The sequence below is a fragment of the Vibrio spartinae genome, assembly GCF_024347135.1.
Taxonomy (GTDB): domain Bacteria; phylum Pseudomonadota; class Gammaproteobacteria; order Enterobacterales; family Vibrionaceae; genus Vibrio; species Vibrio spartinae.
Window position 1 is genome coordinate 1,305,927 of record NZ_AP024907.1, and the last position, 23,927, is coordinate 1,329,853.

General features: G+C 45.5%; 15 protein-coding genes. 8 read left to right on the forward strand and 7 right to left on the reverse strand.

The window, feature by feature from the left end:
• Positions 1–32: 32 nt before the first annotated feature.
• Together OCU60_RS05960 and OCU60_RS05965 are read right to left on the reverse strand one after the other, a co-directional pair.
• On the reverse strand, positions 33–767 hold the full coding sequence (locus tag OCU60_RS05960) for an aspartate/glutamate racemase family protein (RefSeq protein ID WP_074373954.1): 735 nt from the start codon (positions 765–767) through the stop codon (positions 33–35).
• Between the two features lie 7 nt (positions 768–774).
• Positions 775–1,959 (reverse strand): S-methyl thiohydantoin desulfurase domain-containing protein, encoded by a 1,185-nt coding sequence (locus OCU60_RS05965; RefSeq protein WP_074373702.1) that lies wholly within the window; start codon positions 1,957–1,959, stop codon positions 775–777.
• Between the two features lie 562 nt (positions 1,960–2,521).
• Between OCU60_RS05965 and nirB the strand changes: the two genes are divergently transcribed.
• The 7 genes from nirB (at position 2,522) to narI (ending at position 14,090) form a co-directional block, all read left to right on the forward strand.
• Positions 2,522–5,095, forward strand: a complete 2,574-nt coding sequence (gene nirB, locus OCU60_RS05970; RefSeq protein WP_074373703.1) for a nitrite reductase large subunit NirB — start codon at positions 2,522–2,524, stop codon at positions 5,093–5,095.
• Positions 5,092–5,421, forward strand: coding sequence for a nitrite reductase small subunit NirD (nirD, locus tag OCU60_RS05975; protein WP_074373704.1), 330 nt, complete (start codon positions 5,092–5,094; stop codon positions 5,419–5,421). Before nirB ends, nirD begins: the two co-directional genes overlap by 4 nt.
• A gap of 490 nt (positions 5,422–5,911) precedes the next feature.
• Positions 5,912–7,333 carry a NarK family nitrate/nitrite MFS transporter gene (locus tag OCU60_RS05980; RefSeq protein ID WP_074373705.1) on the forward strand — a complete coding sequence of 474 codons (1,422 nt, stop codon included), beginning with the start codon at positions 5,912–5,914 and terminating at the stop codon, positions 7,331–7,333.
• A gap of 80 nt (positions 7,334–7,413) precedes the next feature.
• Positions 7,414–11,172: a nitrate reductase subunit alpha gene (locus OCU60_RS05985; protein WP_074373706.1), complete on the forward strand. Its 3,759-nt coding sequence runs from the start codon at positions 7,414–7,416 to the stop codon at positions 11,170–11,172.
• 2 nt (positions 11,173–11,174) lie between these two features.
• Positions 11,175–12,701 carry a nitrate reductase subunit beta gene (gene narH / locus OCU60_RS05990; protein WP_074373707.1) on the forward strand — a complete coding sequence of 509 codons (1,527 nt, stop codon included), beginning with the start codon at positions 11,175–11,177 and terminating at the stop codon, positions 12,699–12,701.
• Positions 12,698–13,426, forward strand: a complete 729-nt coding sequence (gene narJ, locus OCU60_RS05995) for a nitrate reductase molybdenum cofactor assembly chaperone (protein ID WP_205410510.1) — start codon at positions 12,698–12,700, stop codon at positions 13,424–13,426. The genes narH and narJ overlap by 4 nt, the downstream gene beginning before the upstream one ends.
• A complete protein-coding gene (gene narI / locus OCU60_RS06000; RefSeq protein WP_074373708.1) occupies positions 13,413–14,090 on the forward strand; it encodes a respiratory nitrate reductase subunit gamma in 678 nt (225 codons plus the stop codon). Before narJ ends, narI begins: the two co-directional genes overlap by 14 nt.
• Positions 14,091–14,128: 38 nt before the next feature.
• On the opposite strand, the gene narL is transcribed toward narI, so the two are convergent.
• The 4 genes from narL to OCU60_RS06020 are packed head-to-tail and all read right to left on the reverse strand — an operon-like array spanning position 14,129 to position 19,176.
• Positions 14,129–14,797 (reverse strand): two-component system response regulator NarL, encoded by a 669-nt coding sequence (gene narL, locus OCU60_RS06005; protein WP_074373709.1) that lies wholly within the window; start codon positions 14,795–14,797, stop codon positions 14,129–14,131.
• A gap of 15 nt (positions 14,798–14,812) precedes the next feature.
• Positions 14,813–16,549 (reverse strand): histidine kinase, encoded by a 1,737-nt coding sequence (locus tag OCU60_RS06010; protein ID WP_074373710.1) that lies wholly within the window; start codon positions 16,547–16,549, stop codon positions 14,813–14,815.
• Between the two features lie 55 nt (positions 16,550–16,604).
• Positions 16,605–16,928 (reverse strand): hypothetical protein, encoded by a 324-nt coding sequence (locus OCU60_RS06015; protein WP_074373711.1) that lies wholly within the window; start codon positions 16,926–16,928, stop codon positions 16,605–16,607.
• A gap of 34 nt (positions 16,929–16,962) precedes the next feature.
• The gene (locus OCU60_RS06020) at positions 16,963–19,176 is read right to left on the reverse strand and encodes a glycoside hydrolase family 6 protein (RefSeq protein ID WP_074373712.1); all 2,214 of its coding nucleotides are present in this window, start codon (positions 19,174–19,176) and stop codon (positions 16,963–16,965) included.
• A gap of 763 nt (positions 19,177–19,939) precedes the next feature.
• Between OCU60_RS06020 and OCU60_RS06025 the strand changes: the two genes are divergently transcribed.
• Positions 19,940–20,416 (forward strand): LabA-like NYN domain-containing protein, encoded by a 477-nt coding sequence (locus OCU60_RS06025; RefSeq protein ID WP_074373956.1) that lies wholly within the window; start codon positions 19,940–19,942, stop codon positions 20,414–20,416.
• Between the two features lie 23 nt (positions 20,417–20,439).
• Here the strand turns inward: OCU60_RS06025 and OCU60_RS06030 are convergent, their stop codons facing one another.
• Positions 20,440–23,835, reverse strand: a complete 3,396-nt coding sequence (locus OCU60_RS06030; protein ID WP_074373713.1) for an ATP-binding protein — start codon at positions 23,833–23,835, stop codon at positions 20,440–20,442.
• Positions 23,836–23,927: the final 92 nt, after the last annotated feature.

The following is a 23,927-nucleotide window of genomic DNA, read 5'->3' on the forward strand; positions in this document are numbered from 1 at the left end:
GTTTATCTTATGATTTATATAATAACAAATAACTAAACCTTAACTTTATCTCGATATGGATAACTCAACCCACTTTGAGATAAACCATTTTCCACGAGCATGATTAAATACCCCATGGCACAACAGTTCGGATCCATTACCGGCACATTTTGTTTATACTTCGCAGTGAGCAATTCACTCAAAGGTGCTGAGAAACTGGTAAACCCGGTACAACCAAACATAATGCTGTCGGCACCATCTTGTTCAATAGCCCTGCAGGCCAGCTCGAATAACTCCGTGAGAATTATTTCTTCCGCATCTGGAGACGGTGCTTTCAATTCATTAACGCATTTATCCAAAGGCAAGATCGATGCAAGGTTTTCGGTGACGCCAAAAGCCCGCACATGTTCGTTCTGAAGATCAACAACATCACGGACAGTCAGAATCGAAACCTTTTGACTCAATAACATTGCAGTAAAAAAGTTTGGTCTGAAGCCACCGACAACGGGGATTTTGACTGCTTGTCTTGCAGCCTCAACCCCACACATATCCATATCCGTCACAAATACACCCTGATATCCGTCTTGTTCTGCCTGAATCACTTTATCTAAGACATACGGCGCATTGATTGTCAGATCAACCCGGGATTGAATAAATGGCGTGCCATGATCAATATGCTCTAAATCAATCGTCACCTTATCACTTCTGAACCGATTCACACTTTTTGAGATTTGCTCAGTAAACTCTGTGGTATTTACCGGAATAATAATTTTAAGTTTCATCTTCATCGACATATCAACCTCTCATCTTATGTTGAATTGGTGGGTGATAGTTACCAAAATAACCGAATCGTCTAAATATCTCTGAAAAATGCTCATGGAACCAAGGCTGATTAATTTGAGGGGCAGCATCTACAGTAAATATTGCCATCTCTTTGAGCCGGGGATCGTCTTGATCGGCTTTCCATGCATCAATGATTTCATCATTACTCATTAGTGAAGCATCACTGGACAGGCAGCAAATCAAATCAGGGGCCATTGCAACGGGCATACTTAAATCATCTGCCCACAAAATCATATTTTCATTTTGTGAAATGACGTAATATTTTTTACCGGAGTGATCTTGCTGATATTCTTGTGCAACCCAGTCAAAACCATTGCCGGTCATCGTGATAATGTTATTCAGTCTGCCTTTCATCACACACTGTGCGCCATCCAGCGTTTCTATCACATCAAAGCAGGAAAGCTGATCCTCAATACACTGTCTGATATGTTGACCGAGGGCTTTTGCTTTCAATAACATCCCCGGGACAACGGCATTGGTTTGCTTTAATTGACGTCCAGTCATTGCAAATGATGCAAGGGAGGCCCGGTCATCAAAACTTTTCGATTGACTGATAATCCCTCTCGTCATTGCGTCAACATCAGCACTCGATTTACAGCCAATCGCGATGACGCCGCCATCTTCTTTTAGATATTTTTCTGATGTGAGTACACAGGGTGAGACCGCTATCGGGCTTTCTAATGCCAAATTCGCAAACGTCGATAACTGTAAACAGGGGAAGGCCCGGCCGCCACCGTCACCGTTAATTATCGGAATCTTTCTGTCTGCGGCCACCAGTAAACTCATACCGTAGGCAATCGGTCCGGTTTCGACGGGTGACAATGTTGAAAATGTCGTGTTTTTGGTTTTCTCCAGATCATTAAATGCCGTGACGGGAGAAGAACGATATCCTTTCTGGAGAAACTTTTGTGGTGCCCCCATGGCAGCCAGTACCGGAAGCTGATCGGTATCTTGAACCTCATGGATATCAATGTACTGTACTTGAACATCAGATGTTGACGCGAAGAGCTTGTCAATTTCTTTGAGTAATTCTTCTCCATTTTTCTGCGCACCGCCACCACCACAAGCATAAAAATGCGCCCCCAAAATCACATCAGCCAAATCTGTCCGATTCAAGGTTTTTACTTTTGATACCATAAATAACGTCCTCTGTTGAAATGAACAGAAACATTAAACTGATGTCGAGATCAATTCAGTATCAAGGCAGTATCATTTGGTTATCTGCCGGATGCCCGGACTTGTGCCGGCGTAGACTGTACATCTGACATTCAGCAATTGGTGTCGCTGGTGTTGTGTTCCAGTGGGTATAAGGGGCTGTTCCGCCCCTTATACCAAGGTGACGCTTCATTAACTATGCGCTTGACGACTTTCTACTTTATTTGCCCCTGAGCCTTGATTAAATGCGACGGCTATCAGAATCAATAACAGGGCTACCCATGTATTCAGTCCCACATGCTTTCACAATGAGAGGATGCTCATCTTCGCATTTAGACAGAAGCAACAACGTGATACCAAAAGAGGCGGGGCCTTACCATCGTTTTATTCAAAAATAACAACGAATAAAGGTATAAAATCCGCTTTCTGACAGGCTACTCCCTTAGGAGTAGCTGAATACCAATCTTGTTTTATATCAAAAAATGACCGGATTGATTTCATTAGACTCTGGCGATAAGTGACGTATTACAGGCAGAGTATATTGATGCAGCAAAAGAAAAAATTGGTGGTCGTTGGGAATGGGATGGTCGGGCATCGATTGATTGAAGACCTGATAAACAGAGATGGTGCGGGTGCGGAGAATATCGAGATAACGGTTCTGAGTGAAGAACGGCGGCTTGCTTATGACCGTGTTCACTTGTCTTCTTACTTTGGAAATGACAGTTCAGATGCATTAACGTTGGTCTCACCGGGTTTTTATCGTGAGAATCACGTTCAGGTATTGTTGGGGGATCGGGCGGTAAAGATTGATTGTGAAAAGCAATTTGTCGTTGCTGAGAGCGGGAAACAAATTGCTTTTGACACGTTAATTCTTGCGACCGGATCCTATCCTTGGGTGCCGCCCATTCAAGGTGCTGATAACCCCGATTGTTTTGTTTATCGGACAATCGATGATCTCGATGCGATCAAAGCTTGTGCAGGCCACAGTAAAAAAGGTGCTGTGATTGGCGGGGGGCTGCTTGGCCTTGAAGCCGCAGGCGCATTAAAAGCATTGGGTGTTGAAACCCACGTCGTGGAGTTTGCGCCGGTGTTAATGGCGGAACAACTGGATAAACAGGGCGGCGAACTACTTCGGCAAAAAATAGCAAGGATTGGTGTTCAGGTTCATACCGGTAAAAATACACGCGAAATTGTCGATTCGGGCACGTCAGCGCGTCACACGCTCAATTTTGCTGATGGTACAGCGTTAGACGTTGATTTTATTGTCTTCTCAACCGGTATCAGGCCGCAAGACCGTGTGGCAAAAGAAGCCGGACTGGCCGTCGCGCCACGCGGTGGTGTCGTGATTAATGATCATTGCCAGACCTCAAACTCAAATATTTATGCGATTGGCGAATGTGCTTCATGGCAGGGACATTTCTTTGGACTCGTCGCCCCGGGTTATAAAATGGCGACTGTCGCCGTTGACCACTTATTGGGAGAAAAGAGTCAGTTTGAGGGCGCCGATATGAGTGCCAAATTGAAGTTATTGGGGGTCGATGTCGGGAGTATCGGTGATGCAAACGGTGATACTCCGGGCAGTAAAAGTTATGTGTATCTCAACGAGGCTGAGGGTATTTATAAACGTGTGATTGTATCGCATGATGAAAAATACTTACTGGGTGCGGTATTGGTGGGTGATACCGCTGATTATGACCATCTGCTACAACTCAAACTGAATCATATCGAATTGCCGAAGTATCCTGATACCTTAATTCTGCCTGCTTATGCCGGGGCCAAAAAGCCGGTTCTCGGCCCGGACTCTCTGCCGGATTCGGCTGTCATTTGCTCGTGTTTTGATGTGACGAAAGGTCAAATCGTCAAGGCGGTTGGCGAGGGCTGCCATACTTTGGCTGAAGTGAAGGCGGCCACAAATGCCGGTAATGGTTGTGGGGGATGTCTTCCGCTAGTCAGTTCAGTGCTCAATGTTGCGTTGAAAAAAGCGGGTGTGGCGGTGAACCATCATCTGTGTGAACATTTTGCATACTCACGGCAGGAGTTGTTCCACCTCATCAGAACACACGAAATCACAACGTTTGATGCATTAATCAAAACTTATGGTCGTGGCTATGGGTGTGAGATCTGTAAACCGACGGTGGGGTCTATTCTCGCGTCTTGTTGGGGGGAGCATATTTTAAACCCTCAATTGGTTGGGTTACATGACACCAACGACAACTTTCTCGGCAATATGCAAAAAGACGGCACCTATTCGGTCATTCCAAGAATGCCGGGAGGTGAAGTGACACCGCAGGGATTAGCAGCATTAGCAACGGTCGCTCAACAATATGGCCTTTATACGAAAATAACCGGTGCGCAGCGTATCGCATTATTCGGTGCGCAAAAAGATGATCTTCCGGCGATATGGCAAGGATTGATTGCAGCAGGGTTTGAAACTGGTCAGGCGTACGCAAAATCGTTACGGATGGTAAAAAGTTGTGTCGGTAGTACCTGGTGTCGTTTCGGTGTTAAAGACAGTCTTGGACTCGGGGTACGGATTGAAAATCGCTATAAGGGCATCCGGACGCCACATAAAATGAAAATGGGGGTTTCTGGCTGTACTCGGGAGTGCGCGGAAGCACAGGGAAAAGATCTCGGGATTATTGCCACCGATGCCGGCTGGAATATGTACGTCTGTGGTAACGGCGGTATGAAGCCGAGACACGCAGATTTGTTCGCAGCAGGTTTAGATGAGCCAACCTTATTCAAATATATTGACCGTTTTATGATGTTTTATATTCGGACCGCGGACAAACAACAGCGCACCTCTGTCTGGCTGGATAATCTTGAAGGTGGCATCGAATATCTGCAAGCGGTCATCATTGATGACAAACTGGGTATCAACCCACAACTCGAAGCTGATATCAGGCGACTGATTGAGAATTATCGTTGTGAATGGCAACAGACGCTTGATGATCCGCATTCATTAAAACGATTCTCTCATTTCATTAATAGTGATTTACGTGATGATAATGTTCAGTTTGTGTCACAACGTCAGCAACACCGCCCTGCAACTTATCTGGAGAAACATCCACAGATCAAGGGTGAAATTTTACATATTGAACGGGAGGTTGAGTCATGAGCCAATGGCAGCAACTGTGTAATGTAAATGATATTATTCCCGGGACTGGGGTCTGTGCTTTAGTCAATCAAACCCAAGTGGCGCTATTTCGTCCCTATACGGATGAACAGATATTTGCGGTTGATAATTATGATCCGATTGCACAAGCCAACGTATTATCCCGTGGCATTATATGTGAACACCATGCAGAGCTCTGGGTGGCAAGTCCGGTGAAAAAGCAGCGTTTTAACCTCAGCGATGGCCGCTGTTTGGAAGATGAACAATTTAATATTCGCGCTTATTCTGTCCGTGTTGTTGACCATACCATTGAGATAGTCGCAACCTGATATCAATCTGCATCAGATACAGCCTCTCGGATGCTGTATCTGATTGGCATTTCAATATAAATTTCTCTGCAATTTTTCTTCTCCCCCTCACACTGAATGTCGCTGTTATTTATTGTGCGTGACGAGTTCTCAGCGCTGAACATTATGCTGGTCAGTGAGTATGTTGCAAATCAGCCAAATCAGGTGAGTCGGCTGTATCTCCGGCCACTAAAAAATAACGAGGTGCTACGGATTTTTCGGACATATGATGCGTGATGAGCACGCGTACCCCTAAATAGTCATGATGCGGGATATTTACACCACACTAATCGCATGGTTATTTAACTTGCTGTTAAATATTGTTTTTATTTGTTTTTCATTCTACTTCTTTGGGAGTATGCCCCTCTTTTCTATTGATAAAGTCCCTATTTGATATTGATGTCGGTCAACAAGCACATCTGCGTAAATCGGTAAAAGTGAACACCTATTCATCAATATGAAGGACGTAAACATGTCTCATGCCAACTCTAACGCTTGTGATGTGAAATCGAAAATGCTCACGCAATGGCATCCGGAAGATCCTCAATTTTGGGCTGAAAGTGGCAAAAACATTGCGAATCGAAATTTATGGATATCCATTCCCTGCTTATTACTCTCATTTTGTGTGTGGATGCTATTTTCTGCCGTTGCGGTCAACCTCAATCAAGTCGGTTTTCATTTTTCAACGGACCAACTGTTTTTATTAACAGCCTTACCTGCTGTATCGGGGGCGATTGGCCGTATTCCTTATTCATTCATTGTCCCGGTTGTCGGCGGACGGAAGTGGACGGTATTCAGTACGTTAATTCTAACGATTCCATGCTTATGGCTGGCTTATGCCGTTGAGCATCCGGATACCCCATTCGAACAATTCGTCTTGATTGCTCTGCTCTGCGGTATCGCCGGTGCTAATTTTGCGTCAAGTATGGCGAATATCAGCTTTTTTTACCCGAAAGCGCAACAGGGGAAAGCGCTTGGATTAAACGGCGGGCTGGGCAACCTCGGTGTGAGTGTGATGCAGTTAGTTGTCCCGCTGGTGGTGTCGGTTGGTCTCTTCGGCGGTTTTTCTTCTGGTGTGATTCAGCCTTCCGGGAAGGTGCTTTATCTTGCCAATGCTGCGTTGATCTGGGTTCCTTTCCTGTGCCTGTTATCTTTGGTTGCATGGTTTGGGATGAATGATCTGAAAACTGCGCAAACATCAATCAAAGCACAATTACCCGTGTTGAAAGAGCCACACCTCTGGGGACTAAGTATCCTCTACTTGGCGACATTCGGGTCATTCATTGGGTTCTCTGCTGGTTTTTCCATGCTCTCTAAAACCCAGTTTCCGGCACATGACATCTTATCTTATATGTTCTTTGGTCCTTTGATTGGCGCGCTTGCCCGTCCTTTAGGGGGGACGCTTTCTGATCGGTTAGGCGGCATTCGGGTCACGCTCATCAACTTTATTGCCATGGGGTTATTAACGGGAGCGATTTTTTTCACACTGCCATCAGCCTCCAGTCAAGGCTCATTCTATCTGTTCTTTGCCATGTTCATGGGCTTATTTGCCGCGTCTGGATTAGGCAGTGGGTCTACTTTCCAAATGATTGCGGTGATTTTCCGCAAAATATCTACAGATAAAGCAACCTTGCAAGGTGCGGCGCCAGATGTTGCGCTCAGAAAAGCCTCTACCGATACGGCTGCCGCTTTGGGATTTATCTCAGCGATTGGCGCCATCGGTGGATTCTTTATTCCAAGAGGGTTTGGTCTTTCGCTGTCATTAACCGGTTCGCCTCTCACGGCGATGAAAGTCTTTTTGGTTTTTTATGTGTGTTGCGTGTTCATGACTTGGTTTGTTTATGGCCGGAATCTTGACCGATTAGCAACGAAAAAGACCGCAGCAAAAGTTTAATGACTCCCTATACCAATAAGCAATGACCAAACCGCAATGTGAGATAGCGTCAAGCTATCGAAAGCAAAGGAGAAAGCTCAATGAGTAAATTTCTGGACCGTTTCCGTTATTTTAAACAGCGAGGCGAAACTTTTTCAGATGGGCATGGGCAGTCATATGACGTCAATCGTGACTGGGAACATGCTTATCGCAATCGGTGGCAGCACGACAAGGTTGTCCGTTCAACTCACGGTGTCAATTGCACTGGATCGTGTAGTTGGCAGATTTTTGTGAAAAATGGGTTAGTAACATGGGAAATGCAGCAAACTGATTATCCCCGTACTCGCCCGGATATGCCCAATCATGAGCCGCGGGGGTGTCCGCGTGGCGCCAGTTATTCGTGGTATCTCTATAGTGCCAATCGGGTCAAGTATCCCATGATACGTCAAGAACTGTTAGAGCTATGGCGTCAGGCAAAAACGAAGCATGCTGATCCTGTCGATGCATGGGCATCGATTGTTGAAGATAAACAGCAAACTGAACTTTATAAGAAAGCCCGGGGTCGTGGCGGCATGATTCGTTCAACTTGGCAAGAGCTGAACGAATTGATCGCGGCAGCAAACGTTTACACCACCAAAACGCATGGGCCTGATCGAATTGTCGGGTTTTCTCCGATTCCTGCCATGTCGATGGTGTCCTATTCTTCCGGAGCGCGCTATTTATCATTGATTGGCGGAACCACCTTAAGTTTCTACGACTGGTATTGTGATTTACCGCCGGCATCTCCGATGACTTGGGGAGAGCAGACCGATGTACCGGAATCAGCGGATTGGTACAACTCAGGCTATATCATGGCATGGGGGTCGAATGTTCCTCAAACACGCACACCAGATGCACATTTCTTTACCGAGGTGCGTTACAAAGGGACAAAAACAGTTGCCGTGAGCCCGGATTATTCAGAAGTCGCCAAGTTGAGTGATGAATGGCTTCATCCGAAACAGGGCACAGATAGTGCACTGGCACTGGCAATGGGTCATGTGATTTTAACCGAGTGCCATCAGCAGCGAAAAGTTGAATATTTCCAAGAATATCTACGGCGTTATTCAGATATGCCTATGCTGGTGATGCTGGAAGAAACCCAGTCCGGTTCGTACACTGCCGGGCGCTTTTTACGCGCCGCAGATCTGGTCGATGATTTAGGGGAGCATAACAATCCAGAATGGAAAACTATCGCGATTGATAGCACGACCAACCAAATGGTTGTACCTCAGGGCTCGATTGGGTTTCGCTGGGGTGAAAAAGGGCGTTGGAATTTAGAATCCGTGGTTGGCGAACACCAACAAGAAACAACTTTGGCGCTGGGGATTCCCCATGTTGATGAATACGCCTGTGTTCAGTTTCCTTATTTCGGTGGTATTGAATCTGCACATTTTGACTCTGTGCCATTGTCCGACATTATTGAGCATTCCTTACCCGTTAAATCAGTCACATTAGCCAATGGCAAGATCGCCAAAGTCACGACGGTTTATGATCTCATGTTGGCAAACTATGGGGTTGATCGTGGGTTGGACGATGCGTCTAGCGCAACATCTTACGATGATGTGAAAGCCTACTCTCCTGCATGGGCTGAAGCGATTACGGGGGTTGAACGCCACCGTATTATTCAAATCGCACGAGAGTTTGCGCACAATGCAGAAAAAACGCGAGGCCGTTCGATGATCATTGTCGGTGCCGGAGTGAATCACTGGTATCACATGGATATGTCGTATCGGGCGATGATCAATATGCTGGTCTTTTGTGGCTGTGTTGGTCAAAGCGGTGGTGGCTGGTCTCACTATGTCGGACAAGAAAAACTGCGCCCGCAAACGGGATGGTTACCGCTTAGTTTTGCCTTAGACTGGCAACGCCCCCCACGCCAAATGAATACCACGTCCTATTTTTATAACCATTCGAGTCAATGGCGCTATGAAACCGTGCAAACCGATGCGCTATTGTCCCCATTGGCGAAAAAAGAGCGTTATAGCGCTCATCTCATTGATCTAAATATTAAAGCTGAACGAATGGGGTGGTTACCATCGGCCCCGCAACTCAATGTCAATCCATTAACCATTGCCAAAACAGCCAAGCAGCAAAATATGGATCCGGTGGATTATACAGTTGCAGCGTTAAAGAATGGCTCGATTCGGTTTGCCTGTGAGCAACCGGAGCAACATTATCCGCGCAACATGTTTATCTGGCGGAGTAACTTGTTAGGGTCATCAGGCAAAGGACATGAGTACATGTTGAAATACCTGTTAGGCACAGAGCATGGCATTCAAGGGAAAGATTTAGGCAGTTACGCCAAGACCAAACCCCAAGAGCTGGATTGGGAAGACCAATCGACGGAAGGAAAACTGGATTTAGTGGTGACCTTAGATTTTAGAATGTCGAGTACCTGTTTGTATTCCGATATCGTGTTACCGACAGCAACATGGTATGAAAAAAATGACATGAATACATCGGACATGCACCCATTCATTCATCCGTTTTCTCAGGCTGTTGACCCCGCATGGGAGGCAAAATCAGACTGGGATATTTATCGCGATATTGCCAAAAGTTTCTCGCAAGTTTGTCCGGGGCATTTGGGGGTTGAAACCGATATTGTCACATTAGCGAATCAACATGATAGTGACAGTGAAATTGCTCAGGCATTTGGCGGTAAAGACTGGCGTCATGGTGAATGTGAACTGATTCCGGGTAAAACTGCGCCCAAAATTATTCCGGTGGAGCGTGATTACCCCAACACTGCTGCCCGTTTCTCTTCCATTGGTCCGAAGCTTGAAGAATTAGGTAACGGTGGTAAAGGGATCTCTTGGAATACCGAATCAGAATTAGCGTTACTCAAACAATTAAATCAAGTCCATCCATCCGGGGCGACCAAAGGGCGACCCAAACTGGTGTCTGCGATTGATGCCGCAGAAATGATCCTCACGCTTGCTCCTGAAACCAATGGTGAAGTTGCGGTCAAAGCATGGCAGGCGTTAAGTCAGGTGACAGGGCGGGATCATACTCATTTAGCGCGGAGCAAAGCGGATGAAAAAATACGTTTTCGTGATATTCAGGCTCAGCCACGCAAGATCATTTCCAGCCCGACTTGGTCAGGTCTTGAAGATGAACATGTGTCATACAATGCGTGTTATACCAATGTACATGAGCTGATTCCGTGGCGAACACTGACCGGGCGTCAGCAACTCTATCAAGACCATCAATGGATGCGAGATTTTGGTGAAAGTCTGGTTGTATACCGGCCACCGATTGACACCCGTGCTGTGCAGCAAATCGAGCAGCGTCATCATAACGGTCAACCGGAGCTGGCTTTAAACTTCATTACACCGCACCAAAAATGGGGCATTCACTCAACTTATAGTGACAACTTACTCATGTTGACGCTTTCGCGGGGTGGCCCGATCGTGTGGCTCAGCGAAGTCGATGCGCAAACACTGAACATCCAAGACAATGATTGGATTGAAGCCTACAACGCCAATGGCGCATTAACTGCGCGAGCTGTTGTCAGTCAACGCGTGCCGCAAGGGATGGTGATGATGTATCACGCACAAGAGCGGCTCATTAACCTACCCGGTTCAGAAGTGACAGGGCAGCGTGGCGGTATTCATAACTCCGTGACACGTATCTGTCCTAAGCCAACCCATATGATTGGCGGATATGCCCAACAGGCATATGGATTTAATTACTACGGCACTGTCGGTTCTAACCGGGATGAATTTGTCGTGATTCGGCGGATGAATCGCGTCGATTGGTTGGATGATGAGCATTCACCACATCGTGTTCCCACCCAGCCAATCAATCAGCAGGAGAAATAGGGATGAAAATTCGTTCGCAAGTTGCCATGGTTCTCAACCTAGATAAATGCATTGGCTGTCATACCTGTTCTGTCACTTGTAAAAATGTCTGGACGAGTCGCGAGGGGGTAGAATATGCGTGGTTTAATAATGTAGAAACAAAACCGGGCGTGGGGTACCCAACGGACTGGGAAAATCAGGATCGCTGGAAAGGCGGGTGGATCCGCGGGATTAAAGGTCAGCTTACTCTGCGTCAAGGCAATAAAATCGGGGTGTTGTCGAAGTTATTCAACAATCCGCATATGCCGGAAATCGATGATTACTATGAACCGTTTACCTTTGATTATGAGCATCTGCAAAAGGCACCGAAACAACGTCATCAGCCCATTGCTCGTCCGCGATCGCTGATTACCGGGCAAAGAATGGAAAAAATCACTCAGGGTCCTAACTGGGAAGATACATTAGGCGGAGAGTTTGCAACACGTTCTAATGACTACAATTTTCATCACATACAAAAGCAGATGTATGGTGAATTTGAAAACACGTTCATGACCTATTTGCCGCGTTTATGTGAGCATTGTCTGAACCCTGCCTGTGTTGCCAGTTGTCCGAGCGGCACGATTTATAAACGAGAAGAGGATGGCATTGTCCTGATCGACCAAGAGAAGTGTCGCGGATGGCGGATGTGTATTAGTGGGTGTCCTTATAAGAAAATTTACTTCAACTGGAAAAGTGGTAAATCCGAAAAATGCATCTTCTGCTATCCCCGTATTGAGGCAGGAATGCCAACCGTTTGTTCGGAGTCTTGTGTCGGCAGAATCCGTTATTTAGGGGTCATGCTTTATGATGCTGATCGAATTCAAGAGGCAGCCAGTGTTGAACGTGAACATGATCTCTACTCAAGTCAGTTGAGTCTTTTCCTTGACCCGCATGATCCAGAAGTGATTCGTCAGGCGAAAGAGCAGGGAATCAGTCAAAGCGTGTTAGATGCGGCACAACAGTCTCCGGTATACAAAATGGCCGTGGAATGGCAGTTGGCGCTACCGTTACATCCCGAATACCGCACGTTACCCATGGTTTGGTATGTGCCGCCGCTATCGCCGATTCAATCCGCCGCAGATTCAGGATATCTGCCGCTGCGCAACGGGCTACCGGATATCGATATGCTGCGTATTCCTTTGCAATATTTAGCGAATTTGCTGACCGCGGGGGACATTCAACCGATACAACTGGCACTCAAACGCTTGATGGCGATGCGTCATTATAAGCGCAGCGAGACCGTCGATGGCATCATTGATACCACCGTGATTGAGGACGTTGGTTTGACTGAATTGCAAGTGGAAGAAATGTATCGTTATCTGGCGATTGCCAACTACGAAGATCGCTTTGTCGTACCGTCCGGTATGCGCCAAGAAGCGGATAATGCTTACGCAGAATCAAATGGTTGTGGTTTCAGTTTTGGTGACGGTTGTGGGGGTAGCGACAACCGCATTAATCTGTTCAATAGTCAGAGAATCGATGCAATAGATATAACCACGGGGGATAAATGATGCTGAGTTTACGAATCATTGCTCACTTATTGGATTACCCGCAAGAAATGTTGTGGTCTCAGTATAACGAGCTGATTTCATCGACAGATCAATGTACTGAATTAAACGCTAAGCAACAAAGTGAGTTAAAACAATGGATCCGCTCATATTGCGAGCAGCGATTATTTGATGTACAGGCGCAATATTGTGCGCTTTTTGACCGTGGCAGATCATTATCACTGCTGTTGTTTGAACATGTGCATGGCCAATCGCGCGAACGTGGTCAGGCGATGGTCGATCTGATGACACAATATCAGAACAAGGGGTTAGAACTCGATTCTAAAGAGCTACCCGATTACTTACCGATGTATCTTGAATACTTATCGATATTACCTTTAGACGATGCCGTTCAGGGGTTAGAGGATATTGCACCGATTTTGGCATTGCTGGCAGAAAGATTGCGGCAAAGAGAAAGTGACTACGCAGCATTGATGTCACTGTTGCTCTCTCTCAGTGCCGTCCGGTTGAATGTGTCCTCAATTGTGCAAAAAGTCACTCAAGAGGTGCGGGACGACACTGTCGAAGCACTCGATCAAGTGTGGGAAGAAGAGCAAGTCACATTTATGGACAACAGTTCGTGTTGTGACAGCAGCACTCAGCAACACCAACGACGTTTTGCGCATACCATTCAACCGCAATATCTCGATATCAGTAAACTGGGGGAGAAGCATAATGGACGTTCTTAATCAATTTTTATTTGATGTCTATCCTTATATCGCGGCTGTTGTGTTTTTACTCGGAAGCTGGCTGCGTTACGACTACGGCCAATATTCCTGGCGTGCCGGTTCGAGCCAACTAATGGACAACAAAGGGATGCGGCTTGCCTCAAATCTGTTCCATATCGGTATTCTCGGTGTCCTTGGTGGACATGCATTCGGGATGTTAACGCCGCATTGGGTCTATGAAGGTTTTCTGTCTATCGCATTGAAACAAAAACTCGCCATGTTTGGCGGGGGAACATTTGGGATAATGACACTGGTTGGTGGTGCATTGTTACTGAAACGTCGTTTGTACAATCCGAGAGTCAGAGCCACTTCATCATTTGCTGATATTTTTATTCTGGGGTTATTAGTTGTTCAAGTGTGTTTAGGATTGTTAACGATTCCATTTTCTGCACAACATATGGACGGTTCAGAAATGGTGAAGTTCATGGAATGGGCGCAAGCAATCGTCTATTTTCATGGCGGTGCAGCCGAGCATCTAAGTGATGTCGCATGGATATTTAAACTCCATATTGTGCTTGGCATGAGCTTATTTGTTGCGTTCCCGTTCTGCCGTCTGGTGCACATCTGGAGCGTGCCGATAGAGTATATCAGCCGCCGCTATCAAGTGGTCAGAGCCCGGCGCTGACCATGAATATACGATGGCTACATCGTTAGCCATCGATGTTATTGATCAATGCCTTGTTGATGAACCCAGACTGCTGCTTCAACACGAGAGCGCAATTGCAGTTTTTTCAGGATATGTTTGACATGCACTTTTACGGTTGTTTCTGCAATATTCAGTTTTCGCGCGATTAACTTATTAGGCAAACTTTGTGCCAGTAGTTTAAGCACATCCAACTCTCGTGCGGTTAACGTATCGATTTCTCTTTGCGATTGATGGGGAGAATTGCGCAGTTGTTTCGCCAACAGATTCGCAAGCTTGGGGCTCACGACTAACTCGCCGAGACAAATTTGTTCAATTGCGTGTAATAAATCCTCCGCTTCCATATCTTTTAATAAATAGCCATCTGCACCGGCTTGTATAGCTCGGATTAAGTCTTCCTCATAATTGGAAACCGTAAAAATGATGATACGACTGGTGATATTATTTTCGCGGAGTAATTTGAGCGTTTGGATCCCATCGATATCAGGCATATTAATATCAAGTAAAATTACATCCGGTTCGTCATCGAGAGCAAGTTTGACGGCTTGTTGACCATTATTACACTCTTTGACAACGTCTATTTGAGGATTCAATTGCAGAAGTTGCTTGAGTCCCTCCCGGAGCATCGGGTGATCATCCACTAGCATGACAGTTGCTGGTGATACAGTCGTTGAGTTGGTTGAATGCATATCGACTCCCTTAAATTATGGATAGAAATGAACTGCGATTGCTGTTCCCTGATCGGGAGTAGAATGAATCGTCAAGTGACCGGCAAGTGCTTTCACTCGATCCGCGATGATGGTTAAGCCGTAATGATTCGCCATTGCCTGTTGTTGTGGTTCGATACCGACACCATTATCTATAATCTCCAAGTGGCACATTTTATCTTTATTTTGAGTTAAGTTAATCGTGACTTCCGTTGCTTTTGAGTGTTTGTAAATATTACTCAATGCTTCACGGATAATCTGCAATATATGGATAAAGTGGTGTGGTGTAATACTGTTATCTTGCCACTGATTATTGAGCTGAATTGTAAATCCCATTTTTTCACTATATTCATCGATACTATTTTGAATGGCATTTGATAAATCTGAGTCATCGACTTTTAGTCTGAATGTAACCAGTAATTCTCTTAATTGATGGTAAGCCGAACGAATCTCTTTACTGATGTCTTCAAGTAACGTGTGTTGTGTCGGGGAGAAATTATCACTTTGCATCCGCAAAATCCCACTTTTTATTTTTAAAAAAGACAGCGATTGTGCGATAGAGTCGTGAAGCTCGCGCGCGATGGTATGGCGTTCTTCAATCACAAGGAGTTGATGTTTCCGCTGTTCCTGAACCAGTGTCGCAAGGTATTGTGTAAAGAGATCACAAAACGTTTCGATAAGTTTTTGTTTTTCTGATGGTAACGTGTCATAGGGGTAAACTGTCTTTAGGGTACCGTATTCATGATAGTCGTCACCAACAGGCCAGTTGTGTGTCGTCGAAGAACGATTGAGCGGCTCGCTTGTGGTTCTATGGTAATCCATTTGTTGGTCGATAAAATAACGCAGCTTATCGCTTGGACAGAATGTCACGCTTTGCAAATCTAGCAATAAAATTAACTCTTTAAATAAAGGTGATAGTGTGTCGATATTTAAATGATGACGGTTAAACCGTTGTCCGCTGCGATAGAGAAAATCCAGATAATCATTTTGCTGTTTTAATTCGGATGTTTTTTGGTGGACTATTTCTTCTAAGTCGTCGTACATCACTTTCAATTCAACGGACATGTCATTGAATGTTTCACCCAAGACTGCCATTTCATCCCGATAATGACGAGAATCGAACCGTTGTTCAAAGTCACCATGACGAATCGCATTGGCAATCGTCAGTAACTCTCGCCACGGGGTAAATAACCGCTTATGTAAACTTTTAAAGGCAAGGAAAAGAAAAATGATAGTCAGCGTGATAAATATATTCTGCGTTTGTGAAATGGTGGCAATTGTATGTTCGGTATGATTATCTATTTGTGAGATTAAAACGTTCAGTTGAATGATAAAAGATTGTACCGCGCGTAATTTTTCATCTTCGTCCTGAGAGTTCAATAGTGTTGGCTTTATTTTTGAGTACCAAAGTTGAACGATATCTAAATAGGGCTTTTCGAAATTTTCATGTTTGATAAAGCGCTTAAAAGAAGCAGCTTCTAACATATTTTCAAGGACCAATATATCCGCGGTAATGGCTGGTTGAAACGCATTGCTTAAGGCTAATAGTCGATAGCTTTGCATTCGTATCGCACCGACTTGATTAATCATATGCGCATTCCCTTGAATGCTCTCACTGGTATTGGCACTGATCAGCATGCCGGTAATCGAGAGTGATGCAAGGCACAGGATAATGATGCTGATCTTTTTTACAAAAGAGAACTGACGCCAAAACATAAGGTTTTTAATCGACATAGACACACAAATGTTAATCAAGCAGAGGGGATGATTGTATCATGCAAGATAAGGTCTATTGGTTAAAGTTATCTGCTGATATCACATTAATCTTCATTGAAGCTGATACGCCATGCGCAATGGCAATCCATGTGGCCGCGTAGTCAGTGTTCGCAAAGTCGCCGGCTGAATGCCAAAGGTGCATCAACTGTTTGGTATCACTGGCCGCATTTGCTGTGACTTGGTAGTGATCACCCGCTTTGACATTACCACAGAAAAAGCGTTTAGAATTTGTTGGCGATATAGCATCAATGGCTGGTGTTGCAAAATGGATGAGGATAAAAAGCCGGATCCTGTGACAGATCCGGCGGTTGGGGGATAATCTGACTGACCGAAACATCGTCCGGGGGTCAGATGGTTAATGATAACGTACCTTACTCGGCTGGTGGACCTGCTGGCTGATCAACCGATGGATAAGCATTTTCTAACAGATACTGGAAGCCTTCGGAGTACCAGCGACCTGCGTGTGGCGCATTATCCATGGCCCCAGTAGGGAGTGGTGCAGACGTGCTCATTTTGTCTGGGTCACACATTGCATCGTATTGCTTCGCTGGGTCATCCGGATCAGGCTGGAAGTCTGGTTCAGACATACCATCGGATTCACCCGGTGGTTTCACCCAAACGAAAGCATCAACGCCGGCATAAGGGTCAGCCCATGGTTTGTAGCCGATACCACTAGGTTGGTTACACCAGTTACCACGGTGATAACGACGGTCAATCCGTGATTCATCGACATAGGTGTTCTTATCCGATGAAGAACTGACATGTGTTGGTCGGTCAGGACCACCCCAGCCGTTGCGACCTGTATCAATCAACATCCCGATGGAGGTTGGTGCCCCTTTGGTGATCATCCGTTTACGGAATTCAATCGCATAGTCTTTCTCATCAAAGTTCGGGTTCCATTCATAGAAATCGGCACTTCGAATCGGGCCGCCGCCGACATTCTTGTTTGGATTTGGAAGATAGGTTTCAACCAACGGACTGTAGTTGGCGGTGTTGGTCACGAAACCAGCAACACTATCCCAGCTTGCATTGGTACCTTTGATCACGTTGGAAATCAGTGTAATTGCCGGATCAAAGTTACTATCCCAGCCTAGCCAACCTGAGTGAGCCGCATCAATGTATGAATACACGTTTTTGATTGGCGCGAACTGATTCAGTGCGTAAGTGATCCCTTCACGATAGCCACCAGGGCCATTTGCTTCTGCACATTTTGGAATGTCCAGATTGGTGACGAGGTTTGGCAACGAGTCAATCTCGATAACCGCAGCAATGCGGATGCTCTGATATTTCGGATCGGCAAAGATTTCTGCAATTGGGTCGATAAACTCATTTTTATAGCGAACGATGTCGCCTCTAGAAATGAGCAACTCACCATTCGATGCCAGAGCTTTACAGTCACGGTTTGGTAAGTCATAGACCACAACAGTGAACAAGTTCGCGCCTTGTTCGAGAGCTTCATCTAAGTGTGCCCGCAGACCCATTTTGCTGTCTGTTCCTTCAATCGCACCGATGCGATCTAGCCAGACACCTGTGTTTTGGTCAGCGACTGCACTACCGCCCGGTTCTGCTGCTGCTTTGGCCGACCACTCAGGGTTGACATACCAAGTTGCATCACGGAATGGGTTGTCCACTCGTTCAACGGTTGGCGGGACATCATCATCGGTAACATTGACGGTTTTGACAATTTTGCTGGTATCCATGCCGTCGCTGACAATTAACGAGACGGTATATTTACCAGGATCGGCATACGTGTGTGATGTGCTGACACCTGAACCGGTTGCGCCATCACCGAAGTCCCAGATATAGGTGAGAACATCGTTATCCGCATCGGTTGACGCAGACGCATCAAAGTTAACCAGTAACGGCGCTTGTCCGGATGCCGGTGTCACAGTCATCGCTGCCACAGGTGGGGTATTACCTGATTCGGTCGTGACATTGATCACCACATTGGCCGTATCAACACCAGTGCCATCACTGACAGTCAGTTTCGCTGTGTACTCACCGGGTTCAGTGTAGGTATGCAGGACATCTTTGCCTGTACCGGTTTCACCATCACCGAAATCCCAGACGTAGGTTAATGCATCTCCGTCAGCATCGCTTGAGCCACTGGCACTGAAGCTGACTTCGAGTGGTGCAATACCGGAGACCGGTGTCGCATCAGCAACTGCGTCAGGTAAATTATTGGGTGGTGGAGTGTCGCCGCCAGTACAGGTTGAACCCATTAATTCAACATTCGCAGCACTGGTCGCGTTGCGGCTTCCCATGAAGTTAACCGCCAGACTTTGGCCTTGTTTAATGGTTCCGTTCCACTCTTTGTTCACAATGTAATAGGGGTTATTCCCTGAAAGTTCGCCACTCCAAGATTGTGTAATCGCCACGCCGGCTGGATATTTCATCCCGATTTGCCAGCCATTAATATCGGCACTCTCGTCATTCGTGATGGTGACAGCACCTTGAAATCCGCCATCCCATTCATTGGTTAATGAATACGAACAGGATGCAGCTTGTGCACCGACTGACGACAATGCCGCCCCCAGTGCAAACACCAGCGGTAACAACCGGAGTTGTTTCTGCCTTTTTCTCATTTCTAGCCTCCTACGGTTAGTTTTATGCATATTTTCTCAATCCTCCTGATTAAGCATTTCTTTTTAGATTACTGATTAAAATGTTATTTATAAGAGTAAAAAATCAACAAATACTTATACTATTTGGTTCTAGATGGCGTTCATTCTAGCGTCAAGAAATTGCGGTAAAATAATGTGAATTATTTTATTTATTGTGAGGTTATCCGCGAAATAAAGAGTGTTGAATAAGTAAATGGTCAGTGTTTTTTAGATGTGAAATTAAAATGAAATAAAATTTTAATTATCTGGTGGTTTGTTTTATCTGTTTGATTTTTATTGATTTATTTTTTATTGTTTTCTGTTATGTTTTTTGGTTTTGTTTATTTAAGGTCTTGTATTTTAATATGATATTTATAATTGGTAAATATTATAAGACAACGTACCCTATATTGATTTTTTATTTAATTACCAGAGAATATTTAGGGTGTGTTGTAAGTAAATATTATATGTAATTGGAATGGTGATCACTGATGGTTTTAATTTTTATGATCTGTCATTGTGACATTTTTAAATAAGAGGGGAGATATGGCAAAATATCATTTTATGCAACTATGTGAATATACGAGTAAGTCAGTTCATTGTATCTTTCAGTCGGGTGGGGCTCATCAAATGTTGGTGTTTGGTCGCGCTATCAATGAAGCACAACGATTTTCTCTGGGTTGGCGCTGCGTTTCATATTACACTGCTCCTCCAGAAACACGACCCGCAATCAAAGGCCATCCAGATGAAGAAAGTGCTGTTACTTGTTGATGTACAAAACGTGTATTACACCACCCGACAAGCTTATCAACGTCACCTGAATTACAACAAGTTATGGGCGAAATCGACTGAGAACAGGCAAGTGGTCAAGGCGATTGCCTATGCGATTGACCGCGGGGATCCGAAGCAACAGGAATTTCAGAATATCCTGAGAGCGATCGGTTTCGAGGTCAAACTGAAACCCTTTATTCAACGGGCTGATGGTTCAGCGAAAGGGGACTGGGATGTCGGGATTACCATCGATGCGATGGAGTATGCCGCGGATGTCGATATTGTCGTGCTGGTTTCCGGAGATGGTGATTTTGATGTATTGGTGAAAAAATTATCCGGCGACAAAGAGAAATGGGTTGAAGTGTATGGTGTCCCGGAGCTGACCTCAGTGACGTTGATGCAAGCGGCCAGTCAATATTTTCCGATTGACGCAGATCTGTTGATGTCATAAAACTCAGCGGATGATGCTTTCATTTATCGCTTGCTATCCGTGTCATCAGCCAGTGTGACAAGATAGTGTTCGATAGCTTGCGCCAGAAATGTCTGTTCTGACAGCGCGAACGTAAAGTAATCTTTGATCTTATCCTCTCGGAGGTGCCCTTCTGACATCGCCTGGTTTTCTATATCTGACATAATCTGACGGAGTCGCGCGGCACCAATTGAGCCATAGGACCCCTTCAATTTATGACTATGGTGGAGTATCTGTGCTGAATCTTGCTGCTCGATAGCCACAGCAAGCTGTGACATTGCCTCGGAGATAGTCTCTTTGGACATACGCAGCACTTTATTGAATAACGCTTGCTTTCCCCCCATTCGGCTGAGTGCTTGTTGTTTATCCCACCGAAGCTCGTGATGCCACGTCATTTCATTCGTCTGCTGAATGTCACTATTCTGCTGAATTTTATTATCCTGCTGACGCTCAGTCTCGAATGATGTGGTATGAGATGGTGGACGCGCTGGTGTCAATGTTGTTTCAGAGTGCGCTTCGGTTGCTACTGTCTCGGTGTTTTCTGCTGGCGTCAGTGTTGTGGAGGGGACGGGCTCCTCATGATGTTCGACGGTTTGTGCCGGTGGGTTGACGGAGCCCGACGTTGGCAAATCGGATACCGACGTGGGTAAATTAGATTGCGCATGCGGTCGCGTCCATTGCGTGACTTTCTGATGTAACAGCACTTGATCGAGTGGTTTGGTGATGTAGTCACTCATGCCGCTTTCCAGACATTTTTCTTTTTCACCGGAGAAGGCATTGGCCGTCATCGCAATGATCGGTGTTTTTTCATGGCCGATGTCCGAATGTTCAAATCGAATCTGCCGGGCACAATCATAGCCATTCATGATCGGCATCTGACAATCCATCAAAATACAGTGAAATGGGCGTCCTTCCTGAGTGGCTCGGGTCAGAATCTCAATGGCTGCTTGTCCATTGTTTGCCACGTCAAACTCAAAGTGAAGATCAGACAGATAACCTTTGGCAACCTCAACATTGATTTTATTATCTTCAACAATCAGAATTCTGATGCCGGCAAAAGATAAGTCCGCATCCGGTGCGTTCGGTGTCGTTGTCTCCTCAATCTCATGAGGAACGGCGTGATGATTGGTCAGTTCATTGGCAAGTGCTTCGGTCTGGCAATCCTTGGCGGGCATATCGATCGAGAAGTAGAAGCGACTGCCAATGCCTTGTCGGGATTCAAAACCAATATCACCATTCATCAATTCGCATAGTTTTTGACAAATCGATAAACCCAGTCCTGTTCCCCCGTATTTAACCGAGGTTGTCGCGTCTTCCTGAGTAAAGGGTTGGAAAAGCTTCCCTTGATTTTCGGGAGCAATGCCAATCCCCGTGTCGATAACTTCAATGAACAAGCGGACGACTTCGGGCTGTTCCGGTAGATTATGCGAAGATGCCCGAACCATAATCTCTCCTTCGTCAGTAAACTTGGTGGCATTGGTCAAAAGATTGTTGATGATCTGTTTTAGACGGTTCGGGTCGGTGGTGATTTGATTGTGTTGCAGATGATTGAGATCAAGCACCAACTCAAGGTTTTTTTCCTTAACCCGGATGGCTGCGGATTGCACCATATCTTCAAGAAGCTGACCCACATGAAATGACTGGTGAATGATTTCCAGTTTTTCCGACTCTATTTTCGATAGATCCAAAATGTCATTAATCAGCACGGACAGGGTACTGATACTCTGCTCTGCCATGTTCAGGTAACGTTGTTGATTGGTGCTTAAAGGATCGCGCTTCACCAGTGAGAGCGTGCCGATCATCCCATTCAGTGGGGTGCGCATCTCATGACTGATCACAGAAATGAAATTACTTTTGGCCTGACTGGCTTCCATCGCTTTTTGATGGGCGATTTCCAACTGTTGTGTATATTGGGTCAACTGTTCGGTGCGTTGTTGTACTTTTTCCTCCAGCTCGGTATTACTGGACTTAAGCTGCTGCGCGGCTTCTTCTTCAGGGGTGCGATCCTGAACCTGAATGGTGTAAGCATCGACTTTATTGTTCGAATCCATAACCGGGTTGATGGTAATTTCCAGATATTTGGTGTCACCGGTTTTTTTATAGAGCCATGAATCGGTGAATGTCGCTGAAATATTAGAGGTTCTGACGGAGATAAAAGCAGCCATTAGGTCTTGGTGATTAAGGGTGATGCACTGATCTAACGACTGGTTTAATACAATATATTCGGGGATATCAAACAGCGTCGTTGCGGCATGATTCCATGTTTTGATTTGACCATACTTGTTGACACCAATAATGGCATTCGGAGAACTGCCGACAATCGACTGGTAAGTTGAGTTGACTTTATTCAGCCGCAGGCTGGTGCTGTAGGTGCGATAGAAAATGATTAAGATGATGGTGAGAGCACCAACCGTTAATCCAACCAGTATCATCTGTTCTTGATGACGAGTGGCAATTTTCTGCTGGAGCTTACTTTTTTTGAATATGCCGTACAGATAGATGTGTTCATCAAAACTGGATCCGGAATAAACCCGCTGTCTGTCAACAATCAAAGTCTCTGGGGTCCGATTTTTGCGGATAGCCGAGAGTAAGCCGCTTTGACCAATATCGGATAACTGATACTCGCTTGCGAGGGTTGCTTCGGGATGAAGCTGCTTGCTGAATTGTAAATCTGGATCCGGATGATAAATAAAATGGCCGTCTGCATCGACCAGCCACATACTGTCAATGATCCCTTGGTTTTTAGTGAAGGTGGCCAGAATACTGCTTGCATCAATATTCATGATTAAAAAACCGAACCGTTCCCGATGACTAAAAAATATCGGGGTGATAATGCGTAAAGTCGGCTGGAGTGGATAGGCAATTTTTCCGTGTTCAATATTGAGATTGATTGGCGCAACATGGATTTCATTCGGCTGAAGCCGGGAAGCGGCAGAATAGTAGTCTTCTTGAGATTTATGTTGCAGAAAAGCCTCGGGGACTCTGACAACTTTGCCCCCGTCACGATCAACACGGAGGAACTCTTTTCCTTTATCGTTCACGGAAATAATCCGGAGTTGCTTAATATCCGGCTGGTTTTCGATCAGCGCTTGAAAAATGACTGCAAGTCGATTGAGCCATTGTGTTGTTGTGGTTGAATCTTTCGGATCAAGGCCATTATTTTCAAGCGCACGGGTGAGTCCTGAAATCGGGGGCGTATTGTGGAGAAATTTAACCAGTGCAATTTTACTGGCAATTGCCGCTTCGATTTTTTTAACTTCATAAATGGTATCGTCAACGAGTGCCGCTTTGGCTTCAGCCGCAATCTGCTTGGTGGCATAGGCGTTATATTTGACGATGATGACCCCTGCGAGTATCAGTACGGTGATAAATATGATGATGTAGGATGATTTTGCGACCATGAGCCAGCCTTCTCGTATTGTCTTATGCTTTCCTGTCGGATTAACCCCGAATCGAATTCACTGCATCGGATGATGGGGCTTTCAATTCGTAG

What these genes read in the sequence shown, in the direction of transcription:
- OCU60_RS06010 (WP_074373710.1), bottom strand. Translation starts at nt 16,549, where the DNA reads ATGTCGATTAAAAACCTTATGTTTTGGCGTCAGTTCTCTTTTGTAAAA.
- OCU60_RS05965 (WP_074373702.1), bottom strand. Translation starts at nt 1,959, where the DNA reads ATGGTATCAAAAGTAAAAACCTTGAATCGGACAGATTTGGCTGATGTG.
- narJ (WP_205410510.1), top strand. Translation starts at nt 12,698, where the DNA reads ATGATGCTGAGTTTACGAATCATTGCTCACTTATTGGATTACCCGCAA.
- OCU60_RS06015 (WP_074373711.1), bottom strand. Translation starts at nt 16,928, where the DNA reads ATGTTTCGGTCAGTCAGATTATCCCCCAACCGCCGGATCTGTCACAGG.
- nirD (WP_074373704.1), top strand. Translation starts at nt 5,092, where the DNA reads ATGAGCCAATGGCAGCAACTGTGTAATGTAAATGATATTATTCCCGGG.
- narI (WP_074373708.1), top strand. Translation starts at nt 13,413, where the DNA reads ATGGACGTTCTTAATCAATTTTTATTTGATGTCTATCCTTATATCGCG.
- nirB (WP_074373703.1), top strand. Translation starts at nt 2,522, where the DNA reads ATGCAGCAAAAGAAAAAATTGGTGGTCGTTGGGAATGGGATGGTCGGG.
- OCU60_RS06030 (WP_074373713.1), bottom strand. Translation starts at nt 23,835, where the DNA reads ATGGTCGCAAAATCATCCTACATCATCATATTTATCACCGTACTGATA.
- OCU60_RS06025 (WP_074373956.1), top strand. Translation starts at nt 19,940, where the DNA reads ATGAAGAAAGTGCTGTTACTTGTTGATGTACAAAACGTGTATTACACC.
- OCU60_RS05985 (WP_074373706.1), top strand. Translation starts at nt 7,414, where the DNA reads ATGAGTAAATTTCTGGACCGTTTCCGTTATTTTAAACAGCGAGGCGAA.
- narL (WP_074373709.1), bottom strand. Translation starts at nt 14,797, where the DNA reads ATGCATTCAACCAACTCAACGACTGTATCACCAGCAACTGTCATGCTA.
- OCU60_RS05960 (WP_074373954.1), bottom strand. Translation starts at nt 767, where the DNA reads ATGAAGATGAAACTTAAAATTATTATTCCGGTAAATACCACAGAGTTT.
- OCU60_RS06020 (WP_074373712.1), bottom strand. Translation starts at nt 19,176, where the DNA reads ATGAGAAAAAGGCAGAAACAACTCCGGTTGTTACCGCTGGTGTTTGCA.
- OCU60_RS05980 (WP_074373705.1), top strand. Translation starts at nt 5,912, where the DNA reads ATGTCTCATGCCAACTCTAACGCTTGTGATGTGAAATCGAAAATGCTC.
- narH (WP_074373707.1), top strand. Translation starts at nt 11,175, where the DNA reads ATGAAAATTCGTTCGCAAGTTGCCATGGTTCTCAACCTAGATAAATGC.